A 23,594-nucleotide genomic window follows, 5' to 3' on the forward strand; every position below is an offset into this window, starting at 1 on the left:
CATTGTCCGGTGTGCGAGCAGGGCAGTCTCTCGGATTTCCGTTCAGTGAAGGCCCAGCGTTACCTTCGATGTGATGTCTGCGAGGCGACGGTGATGGATGCGTCCTGCCGGTTATCGCCTGAGCAGGAGCGGGAAATTTACCAACTGCATGATAATGACCCGTCTCATCCGGGGTACCGGACATTTCTCTCGAAACTGACAGAACCTCTGCTTGAGCGCCTGCCATCGGGCGCCAGCGGCCTGGATTTCGGCTGCGGCCCCGGCCCTGCACTGGCGCAGATGCTTGAGGCGGAAGGCATGGCAGTCAGTCTCTACGATCCCTATTTTTATCCCTCAGCAGTGGCTCTCGATCAGACCTACGATTTCATAACCTGTACCGAAGTGGTAGAGCATCTTTACGCCCCCGCTGGCGTTTTCAGGGAACTCGACCGGATGCTGAAGCCCGGTGGTTGGCTGGGTGTGATGACCTGCTTCCAGACCGACGATGACCGGTTCGACAACTGGCATTATCGCCGTGACCCGACCCATGTGGTCTTCTACCGGGAATTCACCTTCAAGCTGCTCGCCAACCGGTTTGGCTGGCGCCTGGAAATACCGAGAAAGGATGTGGCTCTGTTCCGGAAGCCAGCCTAGGGGGCTTCCCTTGGGCACTCGGGAAGTGCAGGACACTGTTCCGCGGATGTGGTGCCTTCTTGTTTGAGCAATTCTGATTCACCGAAGCGGTCCGGTGTCAGTGCGGCGGCGCATCTCGCCGCCTGGGTCGCAACGTTTGTGCAGCCGCTCGCCTGCAGCGCGAAAGCGAGGTTGTTCCAGCCTTCGGCGAATTTCGGAAAACGTTTCACCGCGCGCAAGAAATGCTCCTGTGCTTCGCCTCGGTGGCCCAACTGCCAGGCAAGGTTGCCTCTGGCCATAGTGGCCGTCGGTTGGTCCGGCCAGGTCGTCTCGGCTGTCTTATAGGCCATGCCAGCGGCTGTGGTTCGGCCGGTTGTCTCGAGGTCGTGGGCCGATTGGAGAAAGCGGAGTGGTTTTGCCGTGGCAGGCACCCGGTCGGGCGGAAGGATGGTTACTGCCCAGTTATCGGCCCGCCCCCAGGTATTGGCGAAAACTTCCAGATCGATCGCTTCATGCTTGCGGGTATCGGTGTGGAGTATCAGGTCGCGCTCACCGGCGTCATAGCCGATCACAACCGCAAAGTGCCATTGGGGCCACCAGCCAAACCTCAGATTTTGCATCACCAGGACTGGATTGCCTGCTGCGATCTCGGTCAGGACACTTTCTAATCTACCGTCCAGCGGGTAAACCAACATGCCATGGGCGCGTGCGCCGGCGATCATTTCGACCTGAAGGGAGCCTTCCCGGCCCGGAATATAAACCAGCTCCTTGAGAATATCGGGATTGGATGAAAGGCCCTGGCTGTTCAGCATCATTGCCAGCGACGCAGGCCCGCACTGATACCTTTCCTGGGGGTAGAAAGGTACGTCGTCCAGCACAACCCTGTCGGGCAGCATGGCCTGGTGAGTTTCGGGCGCTGGCCATTTGGGAGCACTGGCGCAACCGGCCAGCAGGCTGACCAGTAACATCAGGATCAGCCTGCTGGATGTCGCTTCTAGAGAGGGAAAAATGACAGCCACTGATCCCGCTATCGAATGCAGTTCACGAACGGGAAGACATTCGTAGCACAGAGCATATCGGTGATAATGAATACCAGCAGGAACAACACAATGATGCCGACCACATCCTGCCCTGCAGGGGCCTCGGCGAGCTGACGTTCAAAATCCGCCAGTTCCGCGGGCGTGAGGTTCTGGATGCGTTCCTTGACCTGGTCCTGGCTGACCCCAAGGTCTGCCAACTTGGCCTGCACATCCTGTCTGTCGAGCATGCTGATCAGCTCCTGCCGGTCCAGCTGAACCTGTTGTTGCCCGATCATTTCGCCGGTTCCAACCATGCCGGCGGTAGCGGTGGCCGACCAGACGGAACCAAGAGCCATCATCATGGCCATAAAAAAGGAAACGTACCTCAAGTGCTTGCGAATGCCTGACATGGGTCACTCCTGCTCGTTGGCTACTTCCGGTGTAGCGGTTTGTTAGTCATCTTGCACTAACCGGACGATAAAACAGTCGGTTGCGTTCCCTCAACATACGAATCGTTCAGGATTCACAAACCTGCAGCTTTCGTTCCGGCCAATGGAGTATAGCCGAGCGTGCGACCATTCGGCTGGCGAGGTCTGGGTACGCCTGGCGGATAACGTTGGCACCGAACTCTGCCAGGAACGCCGATTTCAGTTCTGCCCGGGCCTTCTGGGTGCCCGGTTCCTGGTAGGGCGCGGAGCAGAGCAGCAGGAAACCATCATCCGGAACACGTCCATTATCCATGTTGCTCTTTATGATCCCGGCGGCCTGGCGGATGGGATGGGACAGATCCGGGCTGTAAGGGCCGATGATCAGGGCTACGTTGGGTGCGTGCAGGAAATCGAACCCCCTGCCAAGGCAGATGACCCACTCCCGGTGCTCTATGTTCAGTTCCCGGTCAAAACGCCGAATCTCGTTCACGTGCCGGATATTGCCCTCAACCAGGGGCAGCAGATCACGCTGAACCGGTTCCGGCATATCCGGACAAAGGGAGGCGATTTCGGAGGCCATATCGGCAAGTCGCGTTACAGGAATGGTAGACAGATCCAGCGTTCGCTCCTGGCTACCGTGCAGAACCAGTGCATCCTCGTCGCTCTCGAAACCACATACCAGGGGATAGACCGTTCGGTGGCCGTTTCCGAACAGCTTTTCGACCTGGCTTCGGATCTGGAACGCATGGCGCATGGCGGCCTCACGATCGCAGTCAAAGCCGGCGCAGCCCCGTTCCCGTGAACCTTTTGAATAGTGGTAGGTAATGATGATCAGCACCCGTCGTCCCTGGGTTACGGCTTGCTGGACCGTGTCCGCCAGCATGTCGCCAAGGTAGGGCCAGCCCAGCTCAAAGATCCCGCCAAGGTTCCGGAACGGGTGAATGACACCAAGAGGCGTCTGGGTCACGTAGGGCAGGTGGATGCGGCCATCCATGCACTTCATCGCAATGATCTGGGTATTGTGCTCTGCCAGGTAGCGCTGCCTGGCCAGATGGTTTTCCGGGCTACAGAAGCTGGCCGAATGGGCCCGGCTGAGCTCCATCAGCCAGTCGATACGCTCTGCGATAGGGCGCGCATGCACGGGTGTTGTCATGGCTTTTGTCCTGTTCTGTTCAGAAGGTCGACAGGCCGGTCGCCTCCATAATCCGGTAGCGCCAATAGCGAAGTCTGGATTCGTCGGCCCAACGCTCGTAGGGCAGGCTCATCACCGGATCGTCGCCAGGGCCTTTTTGCCATTGCTCGTCAAAGAATCGCCGGGCTCCGCTCGCAACCTGTGACTGCTCCACCACCGATACCCAGACATCGGTCTCGAGATTCAGATCGTCGAGATTGCGCCGGGTAAAATTGGCCGAACCCAGGAGCAGTTCTGTTGCGCCGTTTTCTCTGGCCAACATCAACAGTTTAGTGTGGCATTGCTCACCCAGGGTATTACACCAACGTACCGGAACGCCCGCGCGAACCAGTTCCATGGCGACCTGCCTGTTGGGAATGCCACTCTTCTGGTGGCCGAAGGCCTCGTTGTTGGCATCAAGCAGAACTCGCAGTGCAACGCCCCGTCTGGCGGCGTCGACCAGGGCTGTGACAATATCGCGATGTGAGAGGTAAAACATGGCCATGTCCAGCTGATCACCGGCCGAGGCCTCTTGAATCATGGACAGAGCCTGATCCCGGATTTCCGATTCGGTCAGCACTGCCACCAGGGGGATTTCGGATTTCTGCGGTTCTCCAGTGACTTCGGGAGCCATGCTGATTCGCTCATCAATGGGCGTGGTGTCCGCTCCCGACATGGCGAGAACCGCCCGCTCGCTTTTCAGCAGATCAAAGACCGCCGGCCCCGTGAAGCTAAGCCCCAGGTTGCTATGCCGGCTGCTGCCGTCGTGGGGGTTGGCCGAGGTAACGATGGCCCTCAGGGAGCCCGCCTCATCCGCGACCATAAGCTTGCGATGGTTGGCCTTGAAGTTCAGTAGGGCGAGATAGCTTCGAAGGGTAACAGGCCTGGTGCCCAGGGCGTTGTCCAGCCAGCCTCCATCGGGGTTGTTGCCGAACCACTGACAACACAGCCGCCAGATTGAAGACCAGGTGGGATTACTGTCCCGTAGCGGCCGGAGTGCCGTCTCCACAACCGGAATGCCACCATCGCGCAGGGCTTGAAACCAGGGTGAGGTCGTGCCGCCATACATGGTGTTCAGGGGGTCGGAGATAACCGTAATGGATAGCTCCGGTTTTTCCGCTTTTCTCGCCAGCAGGGCCTCTGTGAGCTGTTGAGCCAGAGGCCGGTGGGCTACATCCTCCGGCTTGGTGCTGTTGAACAGAAACATGTCGATGAGAATGAACTCGTTGGCTTGTCCCACAAGCCGGAACACCTCGTCGAAGATTTCATGGTCTCGCTCCTCACGGCCGTTCTGATAGTGACGGGTGACGTCTGTCAGCAGGACGGGTTCCTCCAATGGCACCGCGGTTCCACGATAGCTGATGCCTGGCGGCAGTGGCTTTTGGGTGTGGTAAAGGCCGATGCCGGCCAGGGTGAGCAACAGCAGGAGAATCAGTAACTTCAGTGTCATGTGTGTATTTCCATCATCCCTGAGGTAAACGACGGCATAACTATACGTGACCTCTCTCTCAGGTAAACAAACACTTACAAAAAACACCCCGGTCGTTGTATCGAAGTTCCGCCACGCTTTCTAAACTAGTCAGATCAACCATTTATAACAAAGTTGCCTGTGAACGCCATACTCTCTTTCATACCGCGCCTGTTCAGTCTGCGGGCCGTTATTCTCGTTCTGGCTGTTGTGTTTGCCCTCATGGGGGACCAGCTTGCCCTCGTTGGCTGGGCTGACCGTGCGCTATTCAGCATTCTCGGCGTGCCAGAGGGCGCGACCCCGGCCACGATTCTCCCGCAGGAGGCATTCGGGCCGGCTATGGCTGATCGGGGGCTTTCGGAACCACTCTGGTCCGACATGGCGGTGACCGCCGGGCTGGCAATTGCGGCACTGTATCTGGTGCTTGCAATTCCGGCGATGGGCGCGGCCGTTTCCCTGCCGGTCACTCTTTTGCTTGGTGGCTCGCTCGTGGTGATCCAGGCGGCTTTGATGTTCTACCGCAATGCCTGGGTGCCGTTTGGCGTGGTGCTCACGTTGCTGGTGGTCGGTTACGTGGTGATGCTGTTCTGGCTGCAGCCCCGCAAACACATCCGTGCACTGACAGATAATGTGCGGGATGCGCGGCTGAAGCTGGCCAAGGTATTTCTGCAACAAGGTCATACAGACGAGGCCCTCGAAGCGCTGGATCGCTGCCCCGACTGTGAAAGCGAGATCGAGCTGCGCTACGACGCCGCCATCCAGCAGGAGCGCAAGCGCCAGTACGACAAGGCGGTCAGCACCTACCGCAGTATTCAGGAGCGAAAGAAAGGTTTTCGGGATACCGCCGCGAGGCTGTCGGCATTGGAAAAGCTCGCGCCGGATAACTCGTTGATGCAGGGAGGGAGTTTCGACAATACCCGCACCCTGTTGATGCCCGAGCCCGCCGTTAGTCGCCCGACCCTCGGAAGGTACGAAATCGAGCGGGAGATTGGCCGAGGGGCCATGGGTGTGGTTTATCTGGGCAAGGATCCGAAGATTGCCCGTACCGTTGCCATCAAGACTCTCAGCTACCAGGCGTTTGATGATGGACAGCTTCAGGATCTCAAGGAGCGATTCTTCCGGGAGGCAGAAGCCGCTGGCCGCCTGAGCCACCCGGCTATCGTCACCGTGTATGACGTTGGCGAGGAGGCAGACCTCGCCTATATCGCCATGGACTATGCGAAAGGACGTCCGCTCAGTGAATTCGGCAGAACCGGACGGTTACTGCCCCTGCCCAGGGTTCTGGATATCGTTGCCCGCGTGGCGGACGCTCTGGCCTACGCTCACAGCCAGAAAATCGTCCACCGCGACATCAAGCCCGGGAATATCATCTTCAATCCCGACAATGGCGATATAAAGATCACCGATTTCGGCATTGCCAAGATCTCCGATGACTCGCGAACCCGCACCGGCGCGGTAATGGGCAGCCCATTGTATATGTCGCCGGAGCAGTTGAAGGGTCAGAAGGTAACCGGTGCCTCCGATATCTACAGCCTGGGCGTAACGCTTTATAAGCTGGTGAGCGGCGAAACGCCCTATCAGGGCGATACCCTGGCCAACCTGACCTACCAGATTCTTAACAAGCGCCCACGCAGCGTCCGCGAGTTCAACGCGGATCTGCCAAACGGGGTGGTCCGTCTGATCAACAAGGCTATCCAGCGCGAGCCGGACAAGCGCTTTGCCAGTGCCGCCACCATGGCCGAGGCCGTGCGTCGTCTGGCCGTTCGTGAGGCTGGCCAGGAGGTGTCGTCCTGATGCGATATCACGTTGCCGGCCAGAGTCATCGCGGGGCCGTCCGGGAATCAAACCAGGATGTGGTGGACTGGCGGATCAATGATGCGGGTGACCAGGCGTTGTTGGTGGTTGCTGACGGTATGGGCGGTCACCAGGGAGGCGAGGTTGCCAGTCGCCTTGCGGTTGATGCCATCATCGAATCCCTTGAGCCTGAAATCGCCGGTGCCTCGAGCGGCACCACGGATGCGGATATCCGGGGAAAACTGGATCGGGCCTTCAGGTTGGCCAATGAGCGCATAGTGAGCCGCCGTTCCGGGGATCCAAGACTTGAAAAAATGGGCACGACACTGGTGGTGGCCTGGTTGAGTGGCAATCAGGCGCATATTGCTCACATTGGCGATTCCCGTTGCTACAGCCTGCGTGGCAGCCAGGCGCTGTGTCTCACGCGGGACGATACCGTGGTCCAGAACATGCTGGAAGACGGCAGCATTACCAGGGCCGACGTGCCCAATGTGCCGTTCCGGAATGTCCTGACCAGGGCCGTGGGAACGGTGGAGCAGGCGGCCCCCAGTTATCGGCGTGAAACGCTTGATGAAGGAGATGTGCTGCTGCTGTGTTCCGATGGGTTAACTGATTCGGTTCCGGAATACCGGTGGCTTGAAATCCATAAGGAAAGTGACGGCATGGAGCGCACGGTTCAGGCAATGATTGATGCCGGCCTGGCAAACGAGGCGGGTGACAATGTGTCTGTGGTATTACTGACGTTGGAGTATTGAGGAAACTGACATGGCTTCGCTTTCGCAACTGGTGGATAACGTTGTTGTTAACACCTTTGAACTCGGTCAACCGGAAACGCGCATCGGTCGGCGCCCGGACAACGATATCCAGATTGATGAAATTTCTGTGAGCGGCCAGCACGCCCTGATAGAAGCGGTGCCCAATGCCTATCTGGAAGGTACGGTGGATTACTACATTACCGACAGCAACAGCACCAATGGCACTTTTGTGAACGAATTGCGGGTTGCTGACCGCCAGCGTCTCAACAGCAACGACATGGTGCGCATTGGCTGGAATGAGTTCCGTTTCATCGATGAAGAAGAGCAGGCAATGGAAAAAACCGCCTATATCCTCGACTGACCCTAACGGTTGGCCCGCGAATTACCGGATCCGATCCTGAACAAATCTGCTGAAACGGGAAAGCAGCGAGGACGCATCCGGCGCTGGCTTTACGCCGGCGATCAGGGCCTCCGCATCAAGCCCCTCCCGTGTCAGGTCGGGCGCCTGGACCTTCAGGTAGGCGCTCATAATGGCGTCCGTGAACTCTGGATGGAACTGCACGCCCCAGGCGCAGGGACCAATTCTGAAAGCCTGATGAGGCTCGAACTGGTTGCGTCCCAGCAACACCGCGCCTTCAGGCAGGCGCAGCACGGACTGCCGGTGTGTCAGCTGGGCCGGAAATTTTTCCGGTAGCTCCCGGAACAGGACATCGGAAGCTGCCTCGGGAAGGAGTTCAACCTCGTGGGTGCCGGTTTCCCGGCCATTCGGATGGTAACCAGCTTCCCCGCCCAGCGCGTGGGCCAGTAACTGGTGGCCATAGCAGACACCAAGCACCGGCACTTCGCTTCTGACGGCTTTTACCAGCCAACGCCCCGCGTTCTCGCTCCACTCGGCCCGGTCGCTCACCATGGCAGGGGAGCCCGTCACCACGATGCCGTCCCAGTCTTCAGGATTCCCCGGCAGTTCACCGGCCTCGGCATTGGCAACGGTGATATCCAGCTCGTCTGACAACCCGCGCAGGAACCACTCGTCAAAATCGCCAAACCTTGCCCGAATGTCCGGGTAGGTGGTGCCTGTTTTAAGGACCACCACGCGCGCCTTGCGGTTTGTGGGAGCGTTCTGTTGCATGGTGCTATCTTCCTGCGAGGCCAGCGGGCCGGGTTGTTTACTGCTCTGGCAGTTCGGCGTTGTGGAACACGTTCTGCACGTCGTCCAGTTCGTTCAGCATGTCGAGGAATTTCTCGAACATGGGGATGTCGTCGCCTTCCACCATTGTGGTGGTTTTGGGCAGGAACTGGATTTCATCCACTTCAAAATCGATGTCTTCGATTGCGTCCACGAGTGCCTGGCGAGCCTTGGCGTATTCGGTGTTCGGTGTGAACACGGTAATCAGGCCATCTTCGTTCTCGATGTCGGTTACATCGACATCCGCTTCCATCAGCGCCTCGAGTACGGCTTCTTCATCCTCGCCCTTGAACGCAAAAATAGCGCTGTGGTCGAACATGTGAGACACGGCTCCGGGCGTGCCGATCTTGCACTTGGTCTTGGTGAAGGCCAGGCGCACGTCGCCAAAGGTGCGGTTCGGGTTATCGGTCAGGCAGTCCACGATCACCATGCAGTTGCCCGGTCCGTAGCCTTCGTAGCGAGCTGCAGCATAGTCTTCGCCGGCGCCACCCTTGGCCTTGTCGATGGCCTTTTCAATGACGTGCGAAGGCACCTGGTCTTTCTTGGCCCGCTCGATCAGTCCGCGCAGGGACAGGTTGGCCTGGGGATCGGGGCCTCCGGACTTGGCGCTCATGTAAATCTCGCGGCCGTACTTGCTGTAGACCTTGGTTTTTGCCGCAGCCGTCTTGGCCATGGATTCTTTGCGGTTCTGGTAGGCTCTGCCCATCTGCGCTGCCTCTTGGTTCTCTGGAAAAGGCCGGATTTTACTCAACATTGCCGGTTTGGGACAGGCTTATTTGGCCCCTGTTCCGGGATGGTTTTCACGATCCGCCAATACCAAGGTGCCAGCAGGACAGCACTTTTGATGCACAGACCTATAGGCAAGCCACTGCTAGCGTGAGAGGACAACTGGCAGGCGTCGGGGAACAGAATGCAAAGACAAAGCGCAACGCAGACAATGGTTCGGATGCTGTTTCTGTGCCTGGTCTTTTCATGCTCGTTGGCGAGTGCCGGGGGTAACGAGAACGGCGATCAGGACCAGGTGGCACGGGACATGATCCGGGTTCTCAACGCTTATGTCGTCTACAAGATGGGGCAATATGAATCGGCCTTCGAGCAGTATCTGGAGCTGGCAGAGGAGGGCAGCCGCCAGGGCATGCTGAATGTGGCCAACATGTATGCCCAGGGGCAGGGCGTTGAACAAAACCAGGAGAAAGCCTTCCAGTGGTACCTGCGGGCAGCCGACAGTGGTGATTCCATCAGTATGGTCGAAGTGGCCATGGCCTATGAAGAGGGCAGGGGAACGGTCCTGGATAAAGACGAAGCACTCAGTTGGTATCGCCGAGCTGCGGAAGCGGGAAACAGTGATGCCCGCTGGCGGCTGGGCAAAAGCCTTTTTGACGAAGGCCGCATGGCTGAAGGCTTGTGTCTGATCCGGCTGGCGGCAGTTGACGGCGGCCAGCCCTCAGCACAGCAGTTCCTGTCAGCGCTGGGGCCGAGTGCCGGACCGGAGAATAAATTGCCCCGGTCTCGGTGCTCGCCTTCCGGCAGTTAAACGTAATCGACCGGGCGCCGGTAGTTTTCCTGGGTCATCAGGTCGATGCCGCACTCCATATCGCTGACCCAGTTCAGAAAGCGATCGACCATCACCGGTCCTTCGAAGCGTTTGCCGTGCTGGGGCACAATCATCGAAACATCCATGTCGCGGACCATATTCGCCCAGAGTTGGCAAACCTTCCGGGAGGCAATGTAGCGCCGATGGAAGCCGATCATGCTCGGTATGTGCTTGTCGAAGTCCTTCACAGGCAGGTGATCGTCTTCGCCCCCCATGGAGGCGCCCAGGTCGCCCGAGAACAGAATCTTCGAGACCGGGTCATAGAACTGCAGGTTGCCGACCGAATGCATGAAGTGGGCTGGCAGACATTGCAGATAGGATTCCCCGAATTTCACATTGGCGCCGGCATCCGGAACGCTAACGATGCGGTCGTACACGCTGCCGCTGAGCTGGTTGGTCACGTAGCTGGAAACCAGGTGCGGAAGGAACCGGGCCCAGAGTTTCGAAGTTACGATCTTCGCGCGGGTATGAACGATCCAGCGGTCGATGGCACCGATGATGTCCGGGTCCTGGTGAGAGGCGAACACGTAATCCATGTCGCGGATGTTCATGTAGCGTGATGCCGCCACCGACAGCGGGGTGTAGGTGAGGTCACCACCCGGGTCGATCAGTGCTTCATGTTTACCGTCGACAATCAGGAACTGGTTGGACTGGACGCCCTCTCCGGTTACCAGGGAATCGAACATCAGGCATTTGTGGTGTCCGTTATCGAACAGGACAATGGGTTCGGCTGCCATTTCGGTCTCCCGCAAAATACAGTTTGATCCGGCCGGAATGGCCGGATATTGCAAGCTGCGCGGAGATTACAAAATTGACAAAAGCCAACTCTTGCCTCAGGTCAATTCTCTGATATTCCTCAAGTAACGATTTGTTGTTGCCGGCTCTCAGGCCAGCTGTGGTACCCGTTTGATCCCGCGGCGAATGCCCTGTTCAAGAGCGCTGCTGACGACCTTCCCGGTGAACGGTACGATGTCTTCGAAGGTGATGGTGTAGTTCACCCGGGTGTGGCCTTCCGGTGTGTCCTCAAAACGGATTCTTCCCAGATGGTTGCGGATCGGGCTCATGCTGGTGATGGTGTATTCGATCAATGAATCCGGCTCGAAGCTGGTCACCGTTTCTTCCAGGCCGACCGGCCCGATGCCAATCTTGCGAACGGAGCCGATGCCGTTGGGATCAGCCTGATCGCTGTCCTTGATTCGTTTGACCGGTGCTCCCAGCAGTTTTCCGAAACGGTAGTGGTCGGCGAACAGGGCGAAAACCCGTCGTCGGGGTACGTCAAAGGTTTCGTCAATTTCAATGGTGTACATGGCCATGGGCTCACTCTTTTTGTCATTCGATGCCCCCAGCCTAACCCCTTGGCTCCTACAACAAAAGTCGTAGAAGGCGGCAGGTTTCAATCTGGCCCGGGTTGACCGTTCAGTGTCGTGCGGTATGCCGGTAGTCCCGGGGTGACTGACCCATTACCTTTTTGAAAAGCCGCGAAAAATAGTAAGCATCGTCATAGCCCAGGCGTCGGCTTATGTCTGCGAAGCTCAGGCTGCTGGTATCCAGCATCTGGCAGGCGCGTTCCACCTTCAGGTGCAGGAAGTGCTGGATCGGGGAGGTGCCGGTCTGTTCCCGATAGCGGGTGGCAAAATGAGCCGGTGAGAGGCCGGCAAGATCGGCCAGTTGCTCCAGGCTGATACGCTCATCCAGATGCTCCCGCATATAGTTGTGAATGGTTTCCAGTTCGGCCTGCCGCTCGTGCCCGGTTTCGTCGGCGTTGATCGGAACCGCAGCCAACAGTTGCCGAAGCCGGTTGGCAGCGTGGATCAGGCCGCGGGCCCGGAAACCGGTCTGTCGCACCGATAGCAGGCCATTGAAGTCAACCAGAAGCCGGGGTTGCCGGCCCAAATGACGAATCCGGGTCGGGCCGTCGAACCCCATGTAGTGTTGAAAATCCGCTGCCAGTGGTCCGGTGTAGTGCACCCAGTGAATGGTCCAGGGATTGTCCGGATCGGCGGTATACCGATGGTTGGCACCGGCCGGCAAAAGCAGCAGATCGCCAGCCTCCACCGTGTACGGCTCTCCGCCTACGTTCAGGAACGCACGGCCTTCCGTGCAGTAGATCAAAAGATTGTCGTGATGGTGTTCCCGATGCATGTGATGGCCGACGGCGCGCCGGTAGTGGCCGAACGCCAGCGGATAGAGATCCCGGGTAAGTGGATGGCTCGCGAGTAGTCGAATGATCGGCTCAGGCACCACGTAGCGAATGCTGTCTTTGGGCACCGGCCACTGTGAGGTTTGGGTCATTTCTGGTCTTGTTTGTTTGAGCTTTATCGAAAGATAGTCCATTACGGGCGAAATTTAGTCAATCACCCATTGGTCAATCCCGTGCTAGCCTTTGGGTAAACGTGGCAAGGAACCATCAGGTTCCGGCCGGCTTCCCGCACAACAACAAACAGGGACATCAACATGAAAAATGTACCGCTGTATATTGCAGGTGAATTCATCCAGAGCCAGACCAAGGACTGGATTGAAGTTACCAACCCCGCCACCAACGAAGTGATCGCCAAGGCTCCGAACACGACTCATGCGGAAATGGAGCAGGCCATCAAGTATGCCGGTGAAGTATTCAAGACCTGGAAGGAAGTGCCGGTTTCCGAGCGCGCCCGGGTTATGCTCCGCTATCAGGCACTTCTGAAAAAACATCATGACGAGATTGCTGAAATCCTTTCGCAGGAAACCGGCAAAACGTTCGAAGACGCCAAAGGGGATGTCTGGCGCGGTATTGAAGTAGTTGAGCACGCTGGAAACGTCGCTTCTCTGATGATGGGCGAGACGGTTGAGAACGTTGCCCGTGAAGTGGATACCCACTCCTGGATCCAGCCGCTGGGTGTGTGCGCCGGTATTACGCCGTTCAACTTCCCGGCCATGATCCCGCTGTGGATGTTCCCAATGGCGATTGCCTGCGGTAACACCTTTATCCTCAAGCCTTCCGAGCAGGATCCGTTGACACCCATGCGCCTTGCCGAGCTGTTTGAAGAAGCCGGTGCGCCCAAGGGCGTTCTGCAGGTGGTTCACGGTGGCAAGGAGCAGGTTGACGTACTGCTGACTGATCCCGCTATCAAGGCCGTTTCTTTCGTAGGTTCTGTGCCTGTTGGCCGTTACATCTACGAGACCGGCACCCGCAACATGAAACGTGTGCAGAGTTTCGCCGGTGCCAAGAACCACATGGTGATCCTGCCGGACGCTGACAAACAGCAAGTGATCAATGCCCTGGTTGGCGCCTCGGTTGGTGCTGCCGGCCAGCGCTGCATGGCAATTTCGGTCGCGGTCTTTGTGGGCGAAGCCCAGCAGTGGATTCCGGAGCTGAAAGAAGCCATGGCGAAAGTTCGTCCAGGCGCGTGGAACGATTCCGGTGCCAGCTATGGCCCGATCATCTCCGCGAAAGCGAAAGACCGTATCGAGTCTCTGATCGCGACCGGTGAAGCGCAGGGCGCTAACCTTCTGCTGGATGGTCGCGGCTGCACCGTAGACGGACTGCCCGATGGCAACTGGGTTGGCCCGACTCTGTTCTCCGGTGTTACCACCGAGATGGATATCTACAACGAGGAAATCTTCGGTCCCGTGCTCTCCTGCATGGAAACCGACACCCTCGGTGATGCCATCGAGCTGGTAAATAACAGCCCGTACGGCAACGGCGTCTCCATCTTTACCAGTTCCGGTGGTGCCGCGCGTCGCTTCCAGCATGAGATCGACGTAGGCCAGGTGGGCGTGAACATCCCCATTCCTGTGCCCCTGCCGTTCTTCTCGTTCACCGGCTGGAAGGGTTCCTTCTACGGTGACCAGCATGCCTACGGCAAGCAGGCGGTTCGCTTCTACACCGAAACCAAAACGGTTACCTCCCGCTGGTTCTCCAGTGAAGCGACCAGCTCGGAAGCCAACTTCTCTATCCAGTTGCGTTAATTGCGTTGAAGGTGGGGTATTTGGGCCGGAACCTGTTTCCGGCCCCTTGTTTTCCCCGCTCAATGCCAAGCCCTTTCTATCTGGAGCGTAACGATGGACTTTAACCTCACCGAAGATCAGCTGGCGTTTCGCGAGGCCGCGCGAGCGTTCGCGGAAAAATCCATGGCGCCCCACGCTGCGAAGTGGGACAGCGAGCATATTTTCCCGGTCGATGTGATGAAGGAAGCCGGCGAAATGGGCTTCATGGGTATGTACACGCCCGAAGCGCTTGGCGGCATGGGGCTGTCCCGGCTGGACACCTCGGTCATCGTGGAAGAGCTCGCTGCTGCGTGCCCTTCAACCGCCGCGTTTATCACCATCCACAACATGGCCACCTGGATGGTCGCCAGCTTTGCGTCGGATGATCTCAAGCAGGAAATCGTGCCTAAACTCGCCAGCGGCGAATGGCTCGCCTCCTACTGCCTGACCGAGCCGGGTGCCGGCTCAGACGCGGCCAGTCTTCGCACCAAGGCCGTGCGCGATGGCGACAGCTACGTAATCAACGGCAGTAAAGTATTCATTTCCGGCGCTGGGGCCACCGATATTCTGGTCTTGATGGCCCGAACCGGAGCGCCGGATTCCGGCTATAAAGGCATTTCCACCTTCGTGATTCCCGCAGATGCCGACGGCATTTCCTACGGCAAGAACGAAGAAAAAATGGGCTGGCACAGTCAGCCTACCAGGATGATCAGCCTGGAGAATGTCCGCATTCCGGCCAGCAACCGAGTTGGTGACGAGGGCGACGGGTTTGCCATCGCCATGAAGGGGCTCGATGGCGGGCGTCTGAATATCGCCACCTGTTCCCTTGGTGGTGCCCAGGCGGCTCTTCTGCGTGCCCGTAACTACATGCACGAGCGGGAACAGTTCGGTAAGCCGCTGGCGGCTTTCCAGGCTCTGCAGTTCAAGCTGGCTGACATGGCCACCAACCTGGTTGCCGCGAGGCAGATGGTTCGTCTGGGCGCGTTCAAGCTTGATAACGCCGATCCGGAAGCGACACTGCATTGTGCCATGGCCAAACGGTTCGCCACCGATGCCTGTTTCGAAGTGGTCAATGAGGCCCTGCAGCTTCACGGCGGTTATGGCTACATTCGTGAATACCCGCTTGAGCGCTATCTGCGTGACCTGCGTGTGCACCAGATCCTGGAAGGCACCAACGAAATCATGCGTCTGATTGTTGCCCGTCGCCTGCTCGATGACGGCGTGGCTGAGGCAATTCAATAAGCATAGAAATGGGGTCTGATGACATCGTCATCCGACCCCATTTTCAGTATGAGGAATAGCAAATGAGTGACCTGATTCAGCTCGAAAAACGCGGACATATCGCGGTACTGACCATCAACAATCCACCGGCCAACACCTGGACGAAGGATTCCCTCATTGCCCTGACGAACATCGTCAAGGAACTGAACGAAGACCGGGACATCTTTGCCCTGGTAATGACCGGGCAGGGCGAGAAGTTCTATTCTGCCGGCGCCGATCTGAAAACCTTCGCCGATGGCGACAAGGCCCGGGCGAACGAGATGGGCCAGCTTTTTGGCGAGGCCTTCTCCACGCTGCAGCGGTTCCGCGGTGTTTCTATCGCGGCGGTGAACGGTTACGCCATGGGTGGCGGCCTGGAGTGCGCCATGGCCTGTGACATCCGCATTGCCGAAGAGCATGCCCAGATGGCACTGCCCGAAGCAGGCGTTGGCCTTTTGCCCTGTGCCGGCGGCACCCAGAACCTGCCCTGGCTGGTGGGTGAGGGCTGGGCCAAGCGGATGATTCTGTGCGGTGAGAGGGTAAAGGCCGATACGGCACTGCGAATCGGCCTGGTTGAGGAAGTGGTGCCGAGCGGACAGAGCCTTGATAAGGCGCTGGAGCTGGCGGAAATGGCGTGCCAGCAGAGCCCGTCGTCAACGGCTCGTTGCAAGACCCTGGTGATGAGCGCCCGCGATGGCCGCAGCCACGACGACGGCTGGCGCATGGAGCGGGAACTGTTTGTTGAGCTGTTCTCTACCGAAGACCAGAAAGAAGGCGTAAACGCGTTTCTCGAAAAGCGCAAGCCGGAATGGAAAAACCGCTGAAGCCGGCTTTGAAGGCTGTCTCAAGGACCTGTTATGAGTGATCAACCCATTATCTTCGAAGAATGGAAGACGGGCGATGGCGCGCTGATCGCCGTGGCCCGGCTGAATACGCCCAAAGCGCTGAACTCGCTGTCTCTGGAAATGATCCGGTTGCTGACTCCGCAACTGAAGCGTTGGGCGGAGGACCCCGTAATCCAGGCCGTCTGGCTGGAATCCGAGGGCGACAAGGCGTTCTGTGCCGGTGGCGACATCGTTGCCCTGTATCGCAGCATGACCGAGCCACAGGGTGCCAGTGAGGGTGAGGCATTCTTCACCGAGGAATATGAGCTGGATTACCTGATCCATACCTTCCCGAAACCGCTCGTTTGCTGGGGACACGGCATCGTAATGGGTGGCGGTATGGGCATTATGGAGGGCGCGTCTCACCGGGTGGTGACAGAAGGATCGAAGCTTGCCATGCCCGAGATCACCATCGGCCTCTACCCCGATGTTGCGGCGGGCTGGTTCCTGAACCGCACCCCCGGGCGCACCGGCTTGTTCCTGGGGCTGACCGGTGCTCGCCTGAACGGCGCTGACGCAATCTTCACTGGCCTTGCCGACCGCTTCATCCGGCATGATCTGAAGGCCGATGTTGTTGCCGAGCTGTGCAAGCGTAACTGGCAGGGCGAAGATGCTCATGCAGTGGTCGGTAGTGTGTTGCGTCAATACGAGCGTGAGAGCGCCGACGCCATGCCGGAGTCACCGGTTCGCACTCATTTCGATGAGATCAATCGGGTTACCGATGCTGACTCCCTGGAAGCGACCGTTAACCAATTGAAAGAACTGTCTGGTGGCGACGGCTGGGTGGCGAAAGCGACCCGCTCCCTGGCTGGTGCGTCACCCACATCCCTGGCTTTGGTCTGGCGGCACCTGCACGGCTGCAAACACGACAGCCTGAAAGAGGTGCTCGACAAGGAACTGGTGCTTTCCACCAAGTGCCTGACCAAGGGCGAGTTTGCCGAAGGCATCCGCGCGCTTCTGATCGACAAGGACCAGCAGCCCCGCTGGCGCTATGCGTCCCTTGCCGAAATGGACAGCGCCTGGATCGACGATTTTTTTAGCTGATCTATTACAAGAACAAGGAGAAAAGACATGGCAAAGATTACCTTTATCGGTCTCGGTAACATGGGCGGCCCAATGGCCGGGAACCTGGTAAAAGCCGGCCACGAGGTCACCGTATTCGACCTGTCCAAAGACGCTGTTGCTGCCCTGGTGTCCGAAGGCGCGAAAACAGCAGGCACCGCCCACGAAGCAGCCAGTGGCGCGGAGTGTGTCATCACCATGCTGCCTGCCGGCCAGCATGTAGAAGCGGTATACCTGGGTGACGATGGTCTGCTGGCAAAACTGCCGGCCGGCACCCTGGTGATTGATTCTTCCACCATCGCTCCGGAAACAGCCCGGGGCGTTGCCGAAGTTGCACGAGCCAAGGATATCCCGTTCCTCGATGCGCCCGTCTCCGGCGGTGTTGGCGGTGCCAAGGCCGGCACCTTGACCTTCATTTGCGGCGGCTCGGAAGAGGCCTTCAACAAGGCCAAGCCGATTCTTGACGCCATGGGCAAGAACATCTTCCATGCCGGTGATCATGGGTCCGGCCAGGTGGCCAAGATCTGCAACAACATGCTGCTGGCCATCCTGATGTCCGGCACCAGTGAGGCACTTGCGCTCGGCGTGAAGAACGGTCTGGATCCGGCGGTTCTCTCGGAAATCATGAAGCAGAGCTCTGGCGGCAACTGGGCGTTGAACGTCTACAACCCCTGGCCTGGTGTGATGGAGGGCGTACCCGCGTCACGTAACTACGAGGGCGGCTTCCTGGTCAATCTGATGACAAAGGATCTGGGGCTGGCGTTCGACAACGCCGTGAAGAACCAGGCTTCCATTCCTATGGGCTCTCTGGCCCGTAACCTCTTCCAGCTGCACGCCGGGCAGGGTAATGGTGGCCTGGATTTCTCCAGCATTCAGCGGCTTTACAAGCCTGAATAAAGGTTGACCAAGGAAACGATTAAAACGCCAGACGAGCGCTACCTTGTGATCAAGGGGCGCCTTTGGCGTTGTTCGGATCCCAGTCTCCCGGAATCGGTGTATCAGGAACAGGTCAAGCGCCTGATGGCTGTTCGCCGGAAGGTGCGTGATGCGAAAGCGTCCGGCGATGAGAGCCAGGAGCGTGATGCCCGGCAACAGGTGGATCACGCCAAGCGCGCCCTGGGTGAGCGCGGGCCGGTCTGGTGGTCTGATGACGAACCGGACTATACCCAGTGCAAGATCGAGAACACGCCGTACGCCGAATGGTATCGTTCGCTCCAGGAGGCGAGTGAGTAACGTTCGGTCTTTTCGTTGAATAACCGCGACTACGCTGTTAATGTTTCACCCGCTACGATGGAAGAACTGCCAGGGATAGTGCAGTTTTTGTAGCAGAATCATCCGGATTGATGACTTCAAAGGATTGAAGACATGCCCCAGGCAAATGGATTGCAGTTCACCGTCCGCGTTGGCGGTCTCCCCTCTGATATTTTTTCACTCGTCGGTTTTACCCTGACCGAATGCCTGTCCGAGGTGTTTCACGGTCGGCTTGAGCTGGCCAGTACCGATCCCTCAATTCAGGCAGCGGAAATTCTTGAGCAACCGGTGTATCTTGTGGTCTGGCAGGATGGCGAGCCGCTAAGGCGCTTCACCGGTGTGGTCAACGAATTTGTTCGGGGCGATGCCGGTCACCGGCGCACCCGCTATGAACTGAATATTCAGTCGCCGCTCTGGCGTCTGGGACTGATGCACAACAGCCGGATATTCCAGACCCAAAGCAGCGATACCATCGTAGGTACCTTGCTGGAAGAGCGCGGCATTATCGACTCGGTTTTCGATCTGAAACGCACTCCCGAGCAGCGGGAGTATTGTGTTCAGCATCGAGAAAGCGACCTGGCCTTCCTCGAACGTCTCGCGGCTGAAGAGGGCTGGCATTACAGGTATGAACACGGGAGCGTGGACGCAGACACACAGCCGGCGCTTGTAATCGCCGACCATCATGGCGATGCGCCGAAGCTGGAGCCGGCAGAATATAACGCCAAAGCCGGCAGCAGCAGGCGCCCGGTCGTGTGCCGATTTCGATATGAAGAGCGGGTGCGGGTGGCCTCTGTGGCCATGAAGGATTATACCTTTAAGAATCCCGCCTATGCTTTGATGCATCAGCATGCTTCCGGCGACTTGAACCACCGTGAAGATTACCAGCACTACGATTACCCCGGCCGCTTTAAGGCCGATGCCAGTGGCCAGCCGTTTACCGAAGCCAGACTGCAATCCCTCCGCAATGATGCCAGTACCGCATCCGGTGAGAGCAATCGCCCGGACTTCAGCGCCGGCGCCAAGGTTGAGCTGAAGGAGCACGACAGCGACGCCCTGAATCGGGAATGGCTGCTGACCGCCGTCACTCACACCGGCACCCAGCCCCAGGCCCTGGAAGAGGAGGGCGGCAGCGAACCCACCACCTATCACAACCGGTTCAATGCCATACCTGCAGACCTGACCTGGCGTCCCCGAACGCCCCATCGTCCTCTGATGGACGGCCCGCAAATTGCGATTGTCACCGGCCCGGAAGGCGAAGAGATCCACTGCGACGAATATGGTCGGGTGAAAGTGCGGTTTCCGTGGGATCGATACAGCAGGAACGACGAACACAGCAGCGCCTGGCTCCGAGTCAGTCAGGGCTGGGCCGGCGGCCAGTATGGCTTCATGGCCTTGCCACGAATCGGCCACGAAGTAATTGTCTCCTTCCTGGACGGCGACCCGGACCAGCCCATCATCACCGGGCGAACCCATCACATCACCAACACGCCACCCTATGGGCTGCCGGAGCACAAAACCCGCACCACCCTGAAAACCAAGACCCACAAGGGCGAGGGCAGCAACGAACTGCGGTTTGAGGATGAGGCGGACCAGGAACAGATCTACGTCCACGCCCAGAAAGACCTGGACCTGCTCACCGAGAACAACCGCACGGAGGTGATTCGGAACGACAGTCACCGCATGGTCGAAAACAACGATTTCAGTCACGTCAAAGGCAATGAGCACCGCACTGTCGATGGCGAACAGCGTGAGTCGGTCGGGAGTGATTACAGCCTGTCCATCGGTGGCACTCTTCACAGCAAACAGGGCAAAAACCAGCTCGTTGAAGCTGGCACCGAGATCCACCACAAAGCGGGTATGAAAGTCGTAATCGAGGCGGGCGCCGAACTCACGCTCAAGGCGGGTGGCAGCTTTCTGAAGCTTGATCCCAGCGGGGTGACTGTATCTGGGCCTTCGGTGCGTATGAACTCTGGCGGTGGGCCTGGGAGTGGGAGTGGGGTGTCGGCCCAAGACCCGGCGCTTCCGGCCAGCCTGAGTGAAATTGCCGATACGAATAAACCGGCACAGCTTGCTGAAACCGACACCCGGGCTTTAGCAGGTCCGACTCCAAGTTCGGTGCAGGCCCTGAAAGCGGCGGCCAGGAATGATGTTGCACTGGTCAAGCAATGCGGGCGCAAGTCGGATGGCACCTGCGCCCTCTCATCCTGTTCATGCGAGGATGTGACTGCATGATAGGGCTGGATGAAACAACCAGGGTGAAGGCCTACATTCTTTTTGACGGTGCATTGTTTGATGCACCGCGCTTCACCTACGAGCATGATGATCAGCCCCAACTGGAATATCTGTTCTTGGGCACACCACATGAAGCGGCTATGGAAGTAACCCCTTGCCTGGTCAAACCCTCCGAGGGTACACGGCTTTGGCGTGCCCAGCCGGAGTGGCAGGATAAAGCCATTATCCTTCTATCGGATCAAAGCCTCCCCCTTGTGGCGGGCCATTTGCGCAGTTTGCTCAGTGTGCAGATGCCGAATGGGGGATTCTCCTACCTGCGCTATTACGCACCCAAGCAGCTCACGCGGCTGATGTCTGCACTGAATGAGCAGGAACGCGCTCGCTTTAGTGGGCCAGTCAGAGAGTGGCTGGCCTTCCAGCCGAACGGAGAGCTATCCCGGTTCGATTCAGATGGCTCGCAACACTTCAGGAAAGCGGCTGAGGAAGGCTGGTTTCTCCTCACTGAAAATCATGTGGCAGTGCTGTCACAGAGCGCCAGGCATGAATTCGTCGAGAAGTTGGGCCGTTTTCTCGACATCACGGATCGAGCACGGTTGGAGCAACTCATCAATGAGGCAACCGCGCTGGGTTTTCGAACCGAAAAGGAGGTTAGCCGTTACTCAGAGCTGGCCGTGGTTCACGGGGAGCGGATCAAGCTTGCCGAAATCCGCACCATTCTGTCTGACTCTCAGCTCTCGGCTAGCGCACGTCTGAAAGCAGTGGATAACCATTTGGCATACGGAGTTGCCTGATGAATTCTGAATACACCGTTCGCTCCGGCGACACCCTCAGTGCGATTGCACAAAGGCATCAAACAACCCTGAGCAGCCTGATGCGGCTGAATCCTGCAATTGAGAACCCGGATCGTATCTTCCCCGGACAGCTGCTCAAGCTGCCAGCGGCCAACGAGGCTGATTTCTCCAACTGCGAAGTGGGATCTATTGCTCTGGAGCCTCCCTGTTCCGAAGAAATCGTGGAAGTTGTTCATGTAACCGGGTCTGACGAACTGATTCTTCTGACTGAGGCAGAGTTGGCGGATTGGGTCGAAGAAGAGGAGTTTGTTTGTGGTCCCATCACTGAATTTTACGGAAAGCTTGACGGGCTTGATGAGGGTGAAACCGACTCTGAACTGGGCGTGAGTGAGGGCGAAGGGCGCTTGCTGTCGGAAGTACAGGAGGAGAAAGAACGGCTGATAGACGAACTTGAGGCGCGCTCAGTCCTGACCAACGACATGCAATCCATTCCACCGATTACTGAAATAAAGCGGTTGGCCGGCAATAAGCACGTCACATTTGTTCGCTCTGACAAGATCGCGAACCACCCTCGCCGGTATTCGATGGCATCGCGAGACAGGGAGCGCAGTAAGGGTTGGCTAACCGAGAACGGCGTTGATCCGGCTAAGCTACGAGATGCTATCCGAAGCGAACTTAACATCAAGTTCACAGCAACCCTCTGGGAGCCGGATAAAAATGGCGCGCTGATGACGACGTTGAACAAGTTTTACGATGAGGCATCCTGGTCCATCTGGGGAGACGCGGAAGCCAGGCGGGAAGCGGTCGATGAAACCGGGTTTGATGCCTCTGCGGAGGCACAGTTCATGCGCTTTGCTGCCGGTGCGGCAGCTTCGGGTGAATTTGATCCGCGCAAGGGGAAAGTGCATTTCCAGGCGAAAGCGGAAGCGCAGTATGCCCTGGCGCAGGGCAAGGTTGGTGTTGAGCAGGCGTTTCCGGTGAATAACCGGTCCGAAATCCGGATTCCTTATCGGGTTGGAGGCTGGGATGGCGAGCGCAAGATCGCGTCGCTCGGCCATTTCCAGGCAGCGATCAACGCCTCGCTGACCGGATTTGCCGGCGCCTCGGCTCTTATTGCTGGAAATGTTCACGTGTCCACCAAGGACGGCCTCCCCACTCTGAAGGGCATTGCTTCGAGGAATAACGGGCAGAAGGCGGGTGCTGAGGCTGGGGTATTCGCAGGCATTCGTGGCGGATGTGAGGTGGCAGGTGAGCTGCGTTGGAAAGACGTACTGACCGAGAAGCGAGAGTGGGAAAGGCTTTGTAGGGTAGGTAAGAAGGTCGAGGCAGCGTTGGGGGCTGGGGCAGAGGCCGAACTCAGGCTGTTATTCAGCCCGGAGACTGGCAAATTTTATTTAAACGCACACGCTGGGCTTGTGCTAGGCGTGGGGCCATCCGGAAGCTTTCTCTTGGAGATCGAGACTCAGAAAGTCATTCGGATGCTCCATTTCGTCTACAACGCACTAATGGACGTGGACTTCAGATATTTAGAACTCTTTGATTCGAATAGCTCCGCCTTTAAGTGGTACCAGCGACTTAGTCTGTATGCCCTTGGTAGGGGACTGTCTGCCGCTGGGGCAGCGGAAGAATTTGCCAACTCCATGGCGACTGAGATCGTTCGATTTGTCGAGTCGTTTTTCGTAAACCGTGCTCGTGAGGAGCGTGGCCATGAATTGGCTTACAACGTGGTCGTCGATTTAGCGTTGGCCGAGGACTCTGTGTTCAGGCATTCCCCTCCTGAAGTAAAAGGGGCTGTATTGGACAATATTCTTTATGACTGGTGGGTGACCCCTAATTTGTGGGGTGCAGATGACATCAAAATTATGGCTGTTAAGCAGATAATGGAAACCTTTCAGGGTTGGCGCGATTTCGAGGAAACCGTTATGCGAATGAACCCTGAAGGTTTTGCGAGGCATGAGGAGTTTGAGTCGAATGTTGATCGACTTTTTGCATTCATTGGAAAAAACAAAGCGGATCAGCGCATGTTCATACTTGGGCTTCAAGGCCAAAGGGCAATTGCGGGAAGGCCCGTGAAAATGGATCCTTTCGACGTCTGCCGTATTTGTAGGATTGGCTAGGGAA

At 57.9% G+C, this 23,594-nt stretch carries 23 protein-coding genes; 14 read left to right on the forward strand and 9 right to left on the reverse strand.

Annotated features, from left to right (window positions below; genetic code table 11):
- The first annotated feature begins 93 nt into the window (after positions 1–93).
- Positions 94–633: a class I SAM-dependent methyltransferase gene (locus tag AC13DD_RS13240; protein ID WP_241956182.1), complete on the forward strand. Its 540-nt coding sequence runs from the start codon at positions 94–96 to the stop codon at positions 631–633.
- Here the strand turns inward: AC13DD_RS13240 and AC13DD_RS13245 are convergent.
- From AC13DD_RS13245 to AC13DD_RS13260, 4 genes are all read right to left on the reverse strand, one after another.
- Complete coding sequence (locus tag AC13DD_RS13245; RefSeq protein ID WP_219122916.1) at positions 630–1,580, reverse strand: PA2778 family cysteine peptidase; 951 nt, start codon at positions 1,578–1,580, stop codon at positions 630–632. The two genes, AC13DD_RS13240 and AC13DD_RS13245, sit on opposite strands and share 4 nt — an antisense overlap.
- 59 nt (positions 1,581–1,639) lie before the next feature.
- On the reverse strand, positions 1,640–2,041 hold the full coding sequence (locus tag AC13DD_RS13250; protein ID WP_041645035.1) for a PA2779 family protein: 402 nt from the start codon (positions 2,039–2,041) through the stop codon (positions 1,640–1,642).
- A 106-nt stretch (positions 2,042–2,147) separates the two neighbouring features.
- On the reverse strand, positions 2,148–3,212 hold the full coding sequence (locus tag AC13DD_RS13255; RefSeq protein ID WP_053114696.1) for a carboxysome shell carbonic anhydrase domain-containg protein: 1,065 nt from the start codon (positions 3,210–3,212) through the stop codon (positions 2,148–2,150).
- 19 nt (positions 3,213–3,231) lie between these two features.
- The gene (locus AC13DD_RS13260) at positions 3,232–4,680 is read right to left on the reverse strand and encodes a phospholipase D family protein (RefSeq protein ID WP_008175968.1); all 1,449 of its coding nucleotides are present in this window, start codon (positions 4,678–4,680) and stop codon (positions 3,232–3,234) included.
- 159 nt (positions 4,681–4,839) lie between these two features.
- On the opposite strand from AC13DD_RS13260, the gene AC13DD_RS13265 reads away from it, so the two are divergent.
- Genes AC13DD_RS13265 through AC13DD_RS13275 form a run of 3 tightly spaced genes read left to right on the forward strand, consistent with a single transcriptional unit; the run spans position 4,840 to position 7,608 of the window.
- Entirely contained in the window at positions 4,840–6,492 is a 1,653-nt protein-coding gene (locus AC13DD_RS13265) for a serine/threonine-protein kinase (protein WP_053114697.1), read from the forward strand.
- The gene (locus tag AC13DD_RS13270) at positions 6,492–7,247 is read left to right on the forward strand and encodes a protein phosphatase 2C domain-containing protein (RefSeq protein WP_008175964.1); all 756 of its coding nucleotides are present in this window, start codon (positions 6,492–6,494) and stop codon (positions 7,245–7,247) included. The genes AC13DD_RS13265 and AC13DD_RS13270 overlap by 1 nt, the downstream gene beginning before the upstream one ends.
- Positions 7,248–7,257: 10 nt before the next feature.
- Complete coding sequence (locus AC13DD_RS13275; RefSeq protein WP_008175962.1) at positions 7,258–7,608, forward strand: FHA domain-containing protein; 351 nt, start codon at positions 7,258–7,260, stop codon at positions 7,606–7,608.
- Between the two features lie 21 nt (positions 7,609–7,629).
- Here AC13DD_RS13275 and AC13DD_RS13280 read toward each other — a convergent pair whose 3' ends face one another.
- Both AC13DD_RS13280 and AC13DD_RS13285 read right to left on the reverse strand, forming a co-directional pair.
- A complete protein-coding gene (locus AC13DD_RS13280) occupies positions 7,630–8,376 on the reverse strand; it encodes a glutamine amidotransferase (RefSeq protein WP_008175960.1) in 747 nt (248 codons plus the stop codon).
- Between the two features lie 37 nt (positions 8,377–8,413).
- The gene (locus tag AC13DD_RS13285) at positions 8,414–9,139 is read right to left on the reverse strand and encodes a YebC/PmpR family DNA-binding transcriptional regulator (RefSeq protein WP_008175958.1); all 726 of its coding nucleotides are present in this window, start codon (positions 9,137–9,139) and stop codon (positions 8,414–8,416) included.
- 204 nt (positions 9,140–9,343) lie between these two features.
- On the opposite strand from AC13DD_RS13285, the gene AC13DD_RS13290 reads away from it, so the two are divergent.
- Positions 9,344–9,967 carry a tetratricopeptide repeat protein gene (locus AC13DD_RS13290; RefSeq protein WP_227497869.1) on the forward strand — a complete coding sequence of 208 codons (624 nt, stop codon included), beginning with the start codon at positions 9,344–9,346 and terminating at the stop codon, positions 9,965–9,967.
- Here AC13DD_RS13290 and AC13DD_RS13295 read toward each other — a convergent pair.
- The 3 genes from AC13DD_RS13295 to AC13DD_RS13305 all read right to left on the reverse strand — a co-directional run bounded on the left by AC13DD_RS13295 (position 9,964) and on the right by AC13DD_RS13305 (position 12,319).
- Positions 9,964–10,764, reverse strand: coding sequence for an oxygen-binding di-iron domain-containing protein (locus AC13DD_RS13295; protein WP_008175954.1), 801 nt, complete (start codon positions 10,762–10,764; stop codon positions 9,964–9,966). The two genes, AC13DD_RS13290 and AC13DD_RS13295, sit on opposite strands and share 4 nt — an antisense overlap.
- Before the next feature lie 147 nt (positions 10,765–10,911).
- The gene (locus tag AC13DD_RS13300) at positions 10,912–11,340 is read right to left on the reverse strand and encodes an SRPBCC family protein (protein WP_008175952.1); all 429 of its coding nucleotides are present in this window, start codon (positions 11,338–11,340) and stop codon (positions 10,912–10,914) included.
- A 103-nt stretch (positions 11,341–11,443) separates the two neighbouring features.
- Positions 11,444–12,319: an AraC family transcriptional regulator gene (locus tag AC13DD_RS13305; protein WP_008175950.1), complete on the reverse strand. Its 876-nt coding sequence runs from the start codon at positions 12,317–12,319 to the stop codon at positions 11,444–11,446.
- Between the two features lie 162 nt (positions 12,320–12,481).
- Between AC13DD_RS13305 and AC13DD_RS13310 the strand changes: the two genes are divergently transcribed.
- The 9 genes from AC13DD_RS13310 (at position 12,482) to AC13DD_RS13350 (ending at position 23,590) form a co-directional block, all read left to right on the forward strand.
- Positions 12,482–13,975 carry a CoA-acylating methylmalonate-semialdehyde dehydrogenase gene (locus tag AC13DD_RS13310; RefSeq protein WP_008175948.1) on the forward strand — a complete coding sequence of 498 codons (1,494 nt, stop codon included), beginning with the start codon at positions 12,482–12,484 and terminating at the stop codon, positions 13,973–13,975.
- A 93-nt stretch (positions 13,976–14,068) separates the two neighbouring features.
- Entirely contained in the window at positions 14,069–15,235 is a 1,167-nt protein-coding gene (locus AC13DD_RS13315) for an acyl-CoA dehydrogenase family protein (RefSeq protein WP_008175947.1), read from the forward strand.
- Positions 15,236–15,297: 62 nt separating this feature from the next.
- Positions 15,298–16,077, forward strand: a complete 780-nt coding sequence (locus tag AC13DD_RS13320) for an enoyl-CoA hydratase (RefSeq protein ID WP_008175944.1) — start codon at positions 15,298–15,300, stop codon at positions 16,075–16,077.
- 33 nt (positions 16,078–16,110) lie between these two features.
- The gene (locus AC13DD_RS13325; RefSeq protein ID WP_062785397.1) at positions 16,111–17,181 is read left to right on the forward strand and encodes an enoyl-CoA hydratase/isomerase family protein; all 1,071 of its coding nucleotides are present in this window, start codon (positions 16,111–16,113) and stop codon (positions 17,179–17,181) included.
- A 27-nt stretch (positions 17,182–17,208) separates the two neighbouring features.
- Positions 17,209–18,096, forward strand: a complete 888-nt coding sequence (gene mmsB / locus AC13DD_RS13330) for a 3-hydroxyisobutyrate dehydrogenase (RefSeq protein ID WP_053114702.1) — start codon at positions 17,209–17,211, stop codon at positions 18,094–18,096.
- Positions 18,097–18,099: 3 nt separating this feature from the next.
- Positions 18,100–18,432 carry a hypothetical protein gene (locus AC13DD_RS13335; protein WP_273071253.1) on the forward strand — a complete coding sequence of 111 codons (333 nt, stop codon included), beginning with the start codon at positions 18,100–18,102 and terminating at the stop codon, positions 18,430–18,432.
- Positions 18,433–18,564: 132 nt separating this feature from the next.
- Positions 18,565–20,682, forward strand: coding sequence for a type VI secretion system Vgr family protein (locus AC13DD_RS13340; protein WP_482931261.1), 2,118 nt, complete (start codon positions 18,565–18,567; stop codon positions 20,680–20,682).
- Positions 20,679–21,473 (forward strand): DUF4123 domain-containing protein, encoded by a 795-nt coding sequence (locus AC13DD_RS13345; RefSeq protein WP_273157996.1) that lies wholly within the window; start codon positions 20,679–20,681, stop codon positions 21,471–21,473. The genes AC13DD_RS13340 and AC13DD_RS13345 overlap by 4 nt, the downstream gene beginning before the upstream one ends.
- Complete coding sequence (locus tag AC13DD_RS13350) at positions 21,473–23,590, forward strand: LysM peptidoglycan-binding domain-containing protein (RefSeq protein WP_482931262.1); 2,118 nt, start codon at positions 21,473–21,475, stop codon at positions 23,588–23,590. The genes AC13DD_RS13345 and AC13DD_RS13350 overlap by 1 nt, the downstream gene beginning before the upstream one ends.
- The last annotated feature ends 4 nt before the right edge of the window (positions 23,591–23,594 follow it).

The sequence above is a fragment of the Marinobacter sp. L-13 genome (assembly GCF_056857715.1).

Coding starts and splice junctions, on each gene's coding strand:
- AC13DD_RS13325 (WP_062785397.1), top strand. CDS start 16,111: ATGAGTGATCAACCCATTATCTTCGAAGAATGGAAGACGGGCGATGGC.
- AC13DD_RS13260 (WP_008175968.1), bottom strand. CDS start 4,680: ATGACACTGAAGTTACTGATTCTCCTGCTGTTGCTCACCCTGGCCGGC.
- AC13DD_RS13350 (WP_482931262.1), top strand. CDS start 21,473: ATGAATTCTGAATACACCGTTCGCTCCGGCGACACCCTCAGTGCGATT.
- AC13DD_RS13295 (WP_008175954.1), bottom strand. CDS start 10,764: ATGGCAGCCGAACCCATTGTCCTGTTCGATAACGGACACCACAAATGC.
- AC13DD_RS13255 (WP_053114696.1), bottom strand. CDS start 3,212: ATGACAACACCCGTGCATGCGCGCCCTATCGCAGAGCGTATCGACTGG.
- AC13DD_RS13280 (WP_008175960.1), bottom strand. CDS start 8,376: ATGCAACAGAACGCTCCCACAAACCGCAAGGCGCGCGTGGTGGTCCTT.
- AC13DD_RS13240 (WP_241956182.1), top strand. CDS start 94: ATGGATGCGTCCTGCCGGTTATCGCCTGAGCAGGAGCGGGAAATTTAC.
- mmsB (WP_053114702.1), top strand. CDS start 17,209: ATGGCAAAGATTACCTTTATCGGTCTCGGTAACATGGGCGGCCCAATG.
- AC13DD_RS13270 (WP_008175964.1), top strand. CDS start 6,492: ATGCGATATCACGTTGCCGGCCAGAGTCATCGCGGGGCCGTCCGGGAA.
- AC13DD_RS13320 (WP_008175944.1), top strand. CDS start 15,298: ATGAGTGACCTGATTCAGCTCGAAAAACGCGGACATATCGCGGTACTG.
- AC13DD_RS13310 (WP_008175948.1), top strand. CDS start 12,482: ATGAAAAATGTACCGCTGTATATTGCAGGTGAATTCATCCAGAGCCAG.
- AC13DD_RS13285 (WP_008175958.1), bottom strand. CDS start 9,139: ATGGGCAGAGCCTACCAGAACCGCAAAGAATCCATGGCCAAGACGGCT.
- AC13DD_RS13245 (WP_219122916.1), bottom strand. CDS start 1,580: ATGTTACTGGTCAGCCTGCTGGCCGGTTGCGCCAGTGCTCCCAAATGG.
- AC13DD_RS13315 (WP_008175947.1), top strand. CDS start 14,069: ATGGACTTTAACCTCACCGAAGATCAGCTGGCGTTTCGCGAGGCCGCG.
- AC13DD_RS13275 (WP_008175962.1), top strand. CDS start 7,258: ATGGCTTCGCTTTCGCAACTGGTGGATAACGTTGTTGTTAACACCTTT.
- AC13DD_RS13300 (WP_008175952.1), bottom strand. CDS start 11,340: ATGGCCATGTACACCATTGAAATTGACGAAACCTTTGACGTACCCCGA.
- AC13DD_RS13290 (WP_227497869.1), top strand. CDS start 9,344: ATGCAAAGACAAAGCGCAACGCAGACAATGGTTCGGATGCTGTTTCTG.
- AC13DD_RS13250 (WP_041645035.1), bottom strand. CDS start 2,041: ATGTCAGGCATTCGCAAGCACTTGAGGTACGTTTCCTTTTTTATGGCC.
- AC13DD_RS13340 (WP_482931261.1), top strand. CDS start 18,565: ATGCCCCAGGCAAATGGATTGCAGTTCACCGTCCGCGTTGGCGGTCTC.
- AC13DD_RS13305 (WP_008175950.1), bottom strand. CDS start 12,319: ATGACCCAAACCTCACAGTGGCCGGTGCCCAAAGACAGCATTCGCTAC.
- AC13DD_RS13345 (WP_273157996.1), top strand. CDS start 20,679: ATGATAGGGCTGGATGAAACAACCAGGGTGAAGGCCTACATTCTTTTT.